Source organism: Bacillus sp. B28 (genome assembly GCF_029536185.1).
Classification (GTDB): Bacteria; Bacillota; Bacilli; order Bacillales; family Bacillaceae; genus Bacillus; species Bacillus halotolerans.
The window spans coordinates 1,855,176-1,868,032 of sequence record NZ_CP120511.1 but is presented as its reverse complement, the minus strand read 5'-3'; the positions used below and the strand labels follow the sequence as shown (position 1 = coordinate 1,868,032).

Here is a 12,857-nt window from a genome sequence, read left to right as displayed (position 1 = left end):
TAATTCTCCTGATCTGTAGGCATCGAGAATTTCTTTATGGTTCATACGATTAACTCCCTTCTATGATGTTTTGCACACTCTTAAAATCCAATTTCCCTTGCGCCACCTCTTGCATCAAACCGATGATTTGCTCGTCAGTGTACAGGCTGTTGGTTTGATTTTGCGGCAGAGCCTCCGCGCTTCGGTTTTTTCCTTCAGCTTTTAAAGCCACATAAGCAGAAAGCGCTTGGATTGTCTGGAATTCAAGAAGCTCCCGGCCGGTCAGCTTGATCTGAATGGTCTTTTCTAAATGACGCATCAGCTTTCGGCCAAGAATTGAATCCATCCCGTATTCTCGAACGTTTCTTTTGAAATTGATTTGATGCCGTGACAGGCTCAGCTCTCGTTCCAGAAATTGTACGATGATGTCTTGAATGTGTTTCTCTTCATTGGACTCGTCAGTCTCACTTTGGGCGACTTGTGACGATGGTCTACTATTCTTATCTGATGAGATCCAATAGCGTTCCTTTGCAAATGGATAGCCAGGTAACGGAACGATACGGACATTATTGTCTTCATGGAGCAGTTCCCAAGAAATATGATTTCCTTTCGTCCACCAATCTGCTATCTTTTTAAAATCTTTTTCTATGACGACCGTTTTCAGAGATGTTTCATCTCTTTCTTCTGAAATGTCTTCCACATTCCCTGTATAAAAGGATGTAAATTGGCCGAATGATTCACCATTCTTCACCAGTTCTGCAAATTCCTTCAATTTTCGCACCAGTTGTTCCTGATTATTCACTACGATCGCCAGTCTTGCTTCCATTGCTTTTCTCCCAACCTGGAGTGTATACGCAACATCAGGTAATGAAAGGCTGTCATTCTGCTCTGCATACTCAAGCATTTGCAGAACAGCATCGTGAAGCCGATCCTCATTTTGAGCAGAAAGCACGATAACTTGCGGACATTCCGTTGGCTCTTGATGCGCGGATGCCTGCTCATCCGGAATGTATTCTTCAATTACTGCATGCGCATTCGTACCGCTGATGCCCGTTGTGCTGATTGTCCCCATCCTCGGATTATGATTTTTTCTGATCCATGGCTGGTTCTCTTTGTGAAGCACAAAAGGGCTTTCTGCAAACTGAATATAGGGATTGCTCGATTCACATTCATGGGTAGCCGGAATCGTTTGATTTTTCATAGCCATCAGCATACTGATCAAAGCAACCACACCGGAAGCTGCAAATGTGTGTCCGATTAATGATTTAATTGAGCCGATGGTGCAGAATTGCTTCTGTTTCGTATATTTGCTGAACGCACCCGTCAATGCCTGTACTTCAAGCGGATCTCCCAGATTTGATCCAGTGCTGTGCGCCATCACATATTGAATATCCAGCGGATTGATCTGATATTTTTCATAAATGCTTTCTATTAATTCCGCCTGGCTAAAAGGATTGGGAGCTGTCATTCCATTGGTTTTGCCGTCATAATTCACGCCGCTTGCTTTTATACATCCATAAATGTGATCTTGATCTTCAATTGCCTTTGATAATGGTTTCAGCAGAACAGCTGCTACCGCTTCACCAGGCACAAGCCCATTGGCATCCTGGTCAAACACTTTGCATTGTCCATCTGGAGAAAGCATGTCCGCCTTTGTCAGCGCCTCATAAGACATTTGAGAAATATTCAGACTGACGCCGCCGGCTAAAGCCATTTCACAGTCTCCCTGACGCAAGGCTGCGCAAGCCTGATGAATGGCTACAAGTCCTGAGGAACATGCTGCCGTCAACGCCATATTAGGTCCTTTTAAATCTAATGCGTATGCAATTCGCGCAGCCAATGTGGCGTTTTGAGTGCCGGTAATGTAATCCGTATCACCGGTTAAGTGGGCATATTCTCCTTCTTCCACACCCACATAAACGCCGCAGGACTTTCCTTTAATCCGGTTTCCCATATATCCTGCGTCCTCAAATGTATGCCATGCTTCTTCCAGAAACAATCGCTGGCGCGGGTCCATACTTTCGGCTTCTTTAGGCGATATGTGAAAAAACAGCGGATCAAATCGGTCTATGTCTTTCAAAAATGCGCCCCATCTCGGCACTTCTGCTTTCTCTGGATGTCCTTTGACTTCACGCCAGTCCCAGCGGTCTTTCGGAATTTCTGAAATGCATTTTTTTCCGTTTTTCAGATTGTCCCACAATTCATGAACCGAATCAGCTTGAGGAAACCTGCCGCTCATTCCGATAATGGCGATAGGCTCTGTGTAAAGCTGCCGGCCGCTTCTATGGCTGTTTTCTGATTGGAGTGCTGCAGTAACCGGCACTTCAGCTTCAGCCTGATTCTGAGTATCAGATGCATCACCCCGGTAAAATTCCTCGATCAGGCCTTTATGATCCGTTAAAAAGAAGCGGATTAATTCTTTTAAAGTCGAATAGCCAAAAAATAAAGCAGGCGTTATCTCGACTTTGTAATAGTCAGTTAACACGTTCGAGAATTTAGCCAAGTAGATGGAATCAAATCCAAAGTCGGCCCAGTTCTTATTCAAGTCTAGCTTGTCTTTTGAGATCTTAAGCAAGGTGTGAATATGCGTTTTCAAGTCCATTTCCAAACGTTTTTCAACGCTTAGGTTCTTCATCCCGCCCGATGTTTCTTGTGCAGGCGGGGCTATCATGTCCGGTTCTGGAACGGCACTTTCAGTCATTCCTAAAAAGCGGCGGACCCGGCTTGGCTGACCGGCGATGATAAGATGCTGCGCATCCTGCTGAGACAAAATGTGTTCAAACTTACGTATGCCTTCTTCCGCTTCTAAGAAGCGCTGACCGCTTGACTTCAGGTACATCTCGGTAGTTTCGGCATTCCCGATCGTCATCCCGCCGTCCTTCCAAACAGGCCAGTTGATAACAAACGTATGGCCGCGATGAAGCTCGTTTCTGTAATGTGCATAGGCCATTTGGAACCGATTCCCTACCGCATAATCACAAAAACCAAAGTCTCCTAAAATAGCAGAAGACGAAGAGAAGTAACAGATAAAATCCAGGGTTTCTTTTTTAAACCACTCGTCAAGTGCGATCGTTCCATTGATTTTCGGTTCAATAATACGCTTGAAGCTATCCATTTCTTTTTCAAAAATAGAGGACCCGCTCTCGATACCGGCGGCATGAATGACACCATTGATGGTGCCGTACCGGTCTTTTCCGCGTTTCACGCAGTCTCCCATTGCGATCGGATCACACACATCCGCCTCTGCATACATGGCTTCGCCGCCTAAATCCTTCAATACTTTTAGCTGCTTTTGTTTTTCTTTATTGATAGGCGTTCGTCCTGTCAGAATGATGTTCGCAGCATAGTTTTTAACCAAATGCTTGGCGAATAAATAACCGAGCCCTCCTAAACCGCCTGTAATCAGGTAAGTTCCCCCGGACTTCAATTTGCTGTTGCCTGGCTGTAACGTTGTCTGTTCAATCTGACATACATAACGTTTCTCATTCTGATACAAGACGGTTTGTTCAGTTGAAGCCTGTAATTCCGTCCAGATCTTGCTTGTCCAATCGTCCATTGATTCTTTTGGAATTTGATCAGCATCCTGAAAGATTCCTGTCACTTTCGTATTCGGAAGGACTAGCCCGAGTGAACGTTCAAATCCTATCCATGATTCCAGATAACTTCGGTCAAGACCACTTTCAAAACATCCAGCCAATAACACACGGGCAGGTTGAAGCTTCGCGGCCGCCATAGCCTGCAATAAATAGACTGCACAGGAATAATCCTGACTACAGCTTGAATCCTCCGTCGCCCATAAATAGAGGATTGCATCCGGTTCTCCATGTTCTTCCTGAATCCTACGAAAGGCTTTCTCAAAAGTGCCGGGGTCCTTCCGTACAATTTGATAAGAGTATGGAGACTGTTTGCCGTACGTTTCGCCTTGAGAAACAAATATGACCTTGGTCTCTGAATCAAAGCTTTTTACAGCTGAAGCGAATGCTTGTTGCTTGTCTCTGTCAGTCAGAAAACAGACGAGAGTTGTGAAGCTTTTCGATGTGAGAGACACCTGCTGTTCTTTCCATACTTCTTTAAAGGTCATCACCTCGAAGTCCTCTTGCTCTTGGTGTTCTATATTGTTTTCAAAGGACGATGTTCTCTTTTCAACACCTGATGCCCAGTAATGTTCCTTTGCAAATGGATATGTCGGCAGGCTGATTCGGATCGGCTTATGAGCTCCGTACAGCTTTGTCCAGTCAAAAGACAAGCCCTTCACCCAAAGATCCAGTAATTTCGTAAATTTCCCTTTGCTCATCCAGGCGTCTATCATCTTCTCCGTATCTTCATCAGCTGATAAGAGCGCTAATGCTTGTTTATTATCGTCGATACAATCCAGATATAGATCCTCTGCTTTCATTTCTATAAAATCTTGCAGCTTGCTCTCTAGATCTTCTATTGATTCGGCAATAAAGCCAAGCCTTTCCTCCATTGCTTCACGGCCTGTTTGCAGCGTAAAGGCAATCCGGACCAGATCTGATTCACTGTACCTTTTTTCGCGAACGGCATTGAGCAGCTGCTCCGCTCTTTCTTGAAGCCGTTCACTGTTTTTCGCTGACAGCACGATCAGAGCAGGAGGAGGAGCTTGAGGTGTTTGTGCCTCGGTTTTCGGAATATATTCTTCTAAAATCAGATGGGCATTTGACCCTCCGGCGCCAAAACTGCTTAATCCGGCGCGTCTCGGCACTTCCCGACCGTCAATGATCGGCCGCTTCCATTCACCAAGCTTTTGCTGAACGATAAACGGAGTTTGACTGAATTCAATATTTGGATTCAAACGCTCAGCATGCAATGATGGTGCGATTTGACCGTATCTAAACTGAAACAGTATTTTTGTCAAACCGGCGATGCCGGCTGCACTTTCACAATGACCAATATTGGATTTGCTGGAGCCGATCGCGCAGAACTGTCTTTCTTGTGTATCTTCCTCAAACGCTTTTGTTAATCCAGCAATCTCAATCGGATCTCCTAATGCAGTGCCTGTTCCGTGTGCCTCCAGATAACTGATCGTTCTGGCTGGGATATTGGCATGCTGAATGGCTTCTTTAATCAGCTTGGCTTGGGCATTCGGATTTGGAACCGTATATCCGTTGGTTTTGCCTCCGCTGTTAATGGAGCTGGCCTTTATCACCCCATATATATGGTCACCGTCTTCTATTGCTTTTTGCAAAGGTTTTAAAATGACGGCACCCACTCCTTCTCCATCAACAAACCCATCTGCGTCATCACCGAATGATTTACATCTGTCAGTTTCAGAGAGCATGTTCATGACAGATAAGTTCTGATAGTGAACAGGGTCGACAACTAAATTGACGCCGCCGGCAATGGCGCACTCACTTGATCCGCTGTAAATGCTTTCTAACGCCAAATGGATCGCTGTCAGAGAAGACGAACATGCTGTGTCAACAGCAAGGCTCGGGCCTTGGAAATTCAGCAAATAGGATACCCTGTTGGCAATGGACCAATAACCGTAGCCAGTAGGATAATTTTTGTTCATTACTCCGGCAAAGACGCCGACTTTTCTGCTTGAGCAGAGCGAGTCTGGCGTGTATCCCGCATCTTCAATACTCGCATAGGCGGTTTGCAGAAATAATCGCTCCTGAGGGTCCATTCTTTCTGCTTCTAGCGGAGAAATTTGAAAGAATAAAGGATCAAAAGTGTCCATACCTTTGATAAATCCGCCCCACTTTGTATAAATAGAGCCTTCTTTTCCTTTTTCTTTATCGTAATATGCTTTCCAATCCCAGCGGTCTTTCGGGATTTCCTCTATACAATTTCTTCCTTCTTTTAGATTGTTCCAAAATTCTTCTGCTGTCTCCGCCTGAGGATAACGCCCGGATATGCCGATAATGGCAACATCACGGCTGACCGGTGCTTGTGCCAGTGATGGTGCTTCTTTCTCGCGGCTGCGGCCAAGCTTACGATAGCGCCGGGTTGTGTCAGGCGCCTGCCCAGCCTCCTGTGAAGATTTGTTATTGATTGCTACCGGCTTGTCATTTTGCACTTGACGGTCAAGGCCTGTCAGTCTCATAAGTGCTTCTTTTTTCGTTTTGATTAAGTGTTCCACTAACGCGTCTATTGTCTGATACTCAAAAAATAAAGTGCTGCTCACATGGTCCAGTTCCTTACGTAATGTATTCGTGAGCTGAACAACGACAATAGAATCGATGCCGTACTTTTCAAGCTGTTCAGATGAATCGATTTTACTTGCAGGGATTTTCAATGTTTGTCCGATTCGTTTTTTCATATACTCGGTGCTTTTTTCTATCAAGACGGCATCATTTGATGGTCCGACTATCTCTGAAGCTACGTTTTGGACAGATGCCGGCTCCTTACTCACTGGTGAAAAATTCTTTTCTGCAGGAGGCGCCATGTCCATAGCCATACGGCGCACCACTCCGTTGCTTGAGGCTGCTATGATCTGGTGACTGAGGTCATGTGCTGCTTCTGCCGGGAAGAACACGGATTCAAAGCCTTCGCTTTCTAAGGCCTCTTTCCATTTGTTTGGATATAGACCAGGACAGCCGGGAATTCGCAGCGCAGGATCTTCATACAGCCACCAGCCTTCCAACAGTCCGAAGGTGATGTGCGGAAACAAGCTGTTTCCCGCCATTTCATTTAGTAAAAGCAATCCGTTGTGCTTCATCACAGCTTTTGCATGCCGCAGCGTTTGGCGAATATTTTTTGTCGCGTGAAGGACATTGGCGGCAATTACAACGTCATAGCCGCCTGCCTCGATTTCCTGCTGATCGATCGGTTTTTCTACGTCAAATAGCTGATATGTCAGGTAAGGATTTTCCGCCCCATACTCTTTTTCTGCATGCAGCAAAAACGCCTTTGAAAGATCTGTATAACAATATTCTCCTATATGATTTTGATAAGTTTTCAGTTTTTGAAAGATTCCGGCACTCGTGCCGCCAGTGCCTGCGCCTATCTCCATAATGCGAATGGAGGTTTTAGGGTCCTGTTTCAGCCGTTCATCTACGTAAGCTGTTAACGTATCAGCGAGCACTGTATTGAAGTAGTCTGCAACTTGGTTATGCTTATAAATACCTTCCACCAATTCCATTGACGAATGAGGGAACATGATATCCGTCGCAGGCACCTTCCCTGTCAGGATATCCGGTAATGCTTTCAGCATGGCCTCAGCTAATACAACCATCGCTTTTGTGTTGCTGTCTTGGAGCCATTCTGATTTCTTTGCATCCCATTCATTCCAAAGCATGTCTATATCCTCTGCCTTGTCCTTCCTCACCAAAGAATCTCCATCTTTTTTAAGATAGTCTTGCTGCAGAAGGAATTCGCTGCTTTGCCGGAGCCACTTTTCATAAAACTCACGAGTATTGTTGTTTCGTGGAAGACGTTCAACCGATAATGTATGACCATCAAACAGCCCGGCCGTCTGCATCTGCGCTAATAGAAGTCTGTAAAGGAGAGCGTCCAGCCCCTCGTGTGTAACTTTTTTTATTTTCCGTATTTCCGGCAGGCGTCTCTTCAGGCTTTCGGCGTCTATCGAAGGCTGCTGCGGGTAAAGGGTGATGAATTCCTTCTGATTCACGCCTTCGACTGCAACAGGTTTAGTCGTATGAATGAAAGCCGTTTGGCTGACAGGCCCTGAAAGCAGGGCTTCTAACGCTTTCATCCCTTCCTCAGGTTCAATTAAACCTAAGCCAATTTGATTCATGAGCTGCACATAATTTTCATCTTCGGCCGCTTCACTGTTCCCCCAATATCCCCAATTCATGACGTTAACGGGACAACTCCAGCTTTGGGACAGTCGGTAAGCAAATGCATCTGCGAACGCACAGCCAGAGGCATAATGGCTTTGCTTCACATTTTTGATATGGGACACAAGCGAAGAGAAAAATAGAACAAAATCCAAATCCTCCTGCTGAAATACTTTGGCCATATGAACACTTACATCCACCTTTGCCGCCAATCCAGTTCTGAATTCTTCGAGCGTCATATTTTCCAGGCTTTGTTCAAATAAAACCATTGCAGAATGAACGATCCCATGAATATGAGGATGGCGTTTTTTCACTTGTTCATAAGCCTGCTGCAATGAATGCATATCCGCAGCATCGGCTGCAATATAGTAAGGCGCAGGTCCAAGTGCCGAGAGACGGTTTAATTTTGCCTGGATGGCATCATTGATTTGACTGCGTCCAATCCAAACGATCTGCGCCTGATAGCGGCGGATCATATACTCACTCCACGCCTCTCCGATGTACCCAGCTCCTCCAATAACCACATACACTCCGCCGGTTCGATATAACGTATCATTCGACGGGGATTGCTGATATGGAATCAATTGCTGCTGATGCCATTGGTGATTCCGATAGACCCACGCGTGCCCAAGACGGTCTGCAGGGAGTGTAAACATCTGTTTGATCGGCCAAGTGCAGCCTTCTTCAAGGTCAATCAGCCGGATCTTCCAATGCGGATATTCCTTAGCCATTGTGCCAATGAGTCCATGAATGCTAGCATGAGCAGGATTGACAGCTTCATGCTGAGTAATCGGCTGCGCTTGGATGGTGATAATTGACCATTCCAGCTTTTCCCCGCCATAGCCTAATTGAAGAAGTGCTTTCACAAGCTTAAATACGTGAAGAACGTTTTCTTCCTGTTCTTCAATAAACATTTGCTCTGAGTGTAGCGGGGCAATCCACAGTACATGGTCAATGCTGCCGCACGCTTGCAGCTTATTTGCTATCGTTTCCATGTGATCTGCCGGCTGGATATCCAAAACCACAGCCTGAGGATAGTATTGTTTTATTAACTTCTGTTCGTGCTCAGTACCCCCTAATAAAACGGCTTGTCCACCGGCAGCCGAGACACCGCTCTCCGCATTTGGAGACACTGGTTCCCAGACAGGAACCATCATTGTATGTCCTATCGATGAAGACCCCGCTGCTATTGCTTCCGGAGATTGAGGTTCTCCTTCCAGCGCTCTAATGGAAGCCCCCTTCATTTGCACACAGACATTCCCATCTTCATCGCATAGATCAATATCATACTTTCTGATTTTGTCCTCTGCCTTACTGTCTGAACTGAATCTAATATAAGACCAGATTTCAGAAGGGCAAGAGGCAAGAATGTGAAGTTCCTGCATTGCAAACGGCAGAGACAGCTTATGGACTTGAGCATCCGTATTGACTGAGCTAACGATAAAACCAATCGATGCATGGAAAGCGGAATCCATCAAACTCGGATGGAGCATGAATTGCTTCTTACCGTCTTCCAAAAAAGCGGGTAAGGAGATTTTTGCAAGCAATTGTTCGTGTCCGATAAGCACTTTTTTAATCCCTTGATAGCCCTCTCCATAGTCAAGCCCTATCTTCCGAAACGCCGCATAGCATTGCTCTGATGTCACTGTGTCCAGACTGCATTCCGCCTGCAGCGCTTTAATATCTAAAACAGGAATGTCCGGTTCAGCCCCTAGGATTGCAGTCCCTTGGCTGTGTATCATCTGGTTTTCATCTTTGTTGTAAATCTCATAGCTGATCTCTCCGCTCTCCTCAGGATAAAGGCCAATATGTATCTCTTTTGGTTCACTTTCAATCGCGATAGGACGAATCCAGACGATGTCTCTGAGCGACACAATTCTTTGTCCCTCTCCCAGATCACCCGCTGCTTTTTCCGCTGCTTCCCTTGCCATTTCTAAATAGGCAACACCCGGCAGGATTTTCTGTCCCTGCACAACATGATCTGATAGAAAAAATTCCTTGCCTGTGAAGCTAGAGCTAAAGCGCTGCTCAGAAAAGTCTGACGTATTCCTATGCAGCAGCGGATGTAATGCAGAATTCGTTGTTCTGCCGCTGATTTTCGTCTCAGGTGCCGGTATCCAGTAGCGTTCTTTTGCAAACGGGTAGGTTGGAACACTTACTTTAAGCGGCTTGCGAGCGCCGTAGAGTTCATCCCAGTTGACCTGTTTTCCTTGAACCCAAGATTCCGCGATGTTCTCCAAATCCCCCGCTTTTGCCCCGGTAAACCCTTGGCCCTCTTTGGCCTGTCCGGTCCAGCAGCGATCGGCTTCTTCACCTTTTACAAATGCTCGAAGTTGATGAATTAGATCCTTTATGTCTTTCACGATGAAGGCTGCCCGCTCCTCCATTTCCACCCGTCCTGCCTGCAGTGTATAAGCAAGCTCAAAAAGATTAATGTCCTCGTGAAGAAACTCAATGAGTTTGCCGGCGTATGCTTGCAGCCTGTCTATATTTCTCGCCGACAAGGGAATAATTGCCTCTTCATATTTCACCGAAACAGAGGCTGAGGCGTCCTCTTTCGGGATGTATTCTTCCAAAATGATATGCGCATTGGACCCTGACGCTCCAAACGAACTTACACCGGCACGGCGGGGATACTTAATCTCCATTCCGTTTTCTGTCAATGCCGGTTGCTCCCATTTCTTTGCTTCGCGCTGAACAAAAAACGGTGATTGATCCAGCTCCAAATAAGGATTCAGCTCTTCTGAGTGTAGGGATGGGACCAGCGTTTTATAATACAGCTGCAGAACGGTCTTCGTTAACCCGCTGATGCCGGCTGCAGATTCAGCATGGCCAATATTTGATTTCACAGAACCGATCGAACAAAATTGCTGATCCTGCGTATTTCGGCTGAAAGCCTTCACCAATCCTTGAATTTCAATTGGGTCTCCTAAAGAGGTGCCGGTGCCATGCGCTTCCACATAGCCGACCGTACGCGGATCGATTCCTGTTTTTTCTAAGCAGGTTTCTATAACATCGGCTTGCGCTATAGGGCTCGGAACCGTAATACCGCTGACTTTGCCTACATGATTAATGGCACTTCCTTTGATGACGGCATAGATCCGGTCACCATCCTGTTCAGCTTTTCGCAGAGGCTTTAATAATACCGTTCCAACCCCTTCTCCAGAAACGTATCCGTCACCGCCTTCGCCGAATGTATGACAATAGCCGTCACTCGAGTGCATCCCCACACTGCCATAGCTGATATATTTAGCCGGGTGCAGAGATAAATTGACACCCCCTGCTATCGCAGCCTCACATTCCCCATTCCGGATGCTTTCTATTGCCAAGTGAATGGCAGTCAAAGAAGATGAGCAGACCGTGTCCACTGCCATGCTTGGTCCATGGAAATTACAGTAGTAAGACACTCTATTGGCGATTTGCGCATAGTTCAGGGACAAAGGAAAGGGATTTTGTTCGGATAAAGCTTCAGCACCTATAAGAGAATAGTCCTTATGCATGACACCGGCAAAGACGCCGACATGCCGTCTTTTATTAGCGCCTCGCTGTGCAGCAATTGTCTCAGGCGTATAGCCTGCATCTTCAATGGCTTCCCAGCATGTCTCTAAAAACAAGCGTTCTTGAGGATCCATGGTTTCTGCTTCTCTGGGAGAAATTCTGAAGAATTGCGGATCAAAGCAATCGGCATCCTCAATGAACCCGCCCCATTTTGAAAAAGGCTTTCCTGAAGGTGTTGTCAGTTCATCGAATTCCTTCCATTCCCACCGTGATTTCGGAATTTCACTGATGCAGTCTGTTCCAGCCTTAAGATTTTCCCAAAATTCTTGTATGTTTTTCGCCTTAGGATAACGGCCTGCCATCCCAATGATCGCAATGTCCTCCGCTTTTTTTGGCGGGGAAGAAAGAGCATCTAAAGACTCCGGCAGTGATGCAGGAGGCTGGCGGACAGCATCGTCCGCCTCTCCAAACAAATAGTTTTCAGCCAAATGCGCTGATAATTCTGCAATCGTTGTATATTCAAACAGCAAAGTGGGAGAGAGATCTTCTCCAACATGAGAGCCTATCGCCTGAACAATTTCAAGCAAGGATGGCGAATCTAACCCAAGCTCATAGTACCCGGCGTGAATATCCATTTGTTCTGCCGGCTTTTCAAGCTGTTCAGCCAGCAACTGACGCAGTAACCTTTCAAACGCATTGTATTTCCGGCCAGCGTCATGAGAGACAGAAGTTTCTTTTACCACACTCTCTTCCTGGAGCTGATCGATTTCTTTTTCAGGCTGAAAGGCCTTCGCATCCCGGACAGACTTGCTTGCGAAGTTTTTGAGTTCGGCTACTTTTTGTCCAGAAGAATTAAAATATTCAATGGTCATATAAGTAAGCTCGTTTTTCTGGCGCACGGAGGAAGCTTGAATGCGCGCCGCACATTCTTTTTGTAATGGCTCCGAAGCTGTAAAGGATTCGAAAAACAAAGGCAGATACACAGTCTGTTCGTTTTTATTTACACTTGAGAGCAAGCCGCTTGACCCTAAACCGCTGCCGTCGATGAGCGTCGGATGAAACATAAAAGCCTCAGAATGAAGCAATGCTTCTTGTCCGACAGATACATCAATCAAAGCGGCCTCTTTTGTTTCATATACCTGTCCTTCTGCTTTCATCATGCCTGTATGCACTAATTCTTGACGGCGGCATTGATCATAGATGTCGTCCAAATTCAGAATTCGGCCGGCCGCTTTTTTCCATTGATGAAGGTCAATCTTTTCCGTGAAAGCAGCTGGTGCTTTATGATGCATCTCGGCCGAAGCATATCGTCTATGACCTGATAACGACTCTCCATGCTGTTTTTGCCCTTCAATTAAGATGGACCATGTTCCTTTTTTGCTTTCAGACACTTGGATTGTCAGGGCAATGTCATACGATGCTTCCGCGATCAGAGGATAAAAAATGGTCAGATTTTTCAGTTCTAGCTCTTGATAAGCGTAACCATGTTCTTGGAATACTTGATAAATCAGATCTATATAAGCAAGGCCGGGTAATAACGCTTGTCCATATACCTTGTGATTGCACATGATAGGATTATTTAATGAGATGCGTAGTTGTTCAGTTATCATGTTCCCA

General features: G+C 45.9%; 1 protein-coding gene. It reads right to left on the bottom strand.

Translation table 11 applies throughout. The features are described from left to right. Positions 1-49: 49 nt before the first annotated feature. Positions 50-12,850 carry an SDR family NAD(P)-dependent oxidoreductase gene (locus tag P3L57_RS09230; RefSeq protein WP_264798568.1) on the bottom strand — a complete coding sequence of 4,267 codons (12,801 nt, stop codon included), beginning with the start codon at positions 12,848-12,850 and terminating at the stop codon, positions 50-52. Positions 12,851-12,857 lie beyond the last annotated feature (7 nt).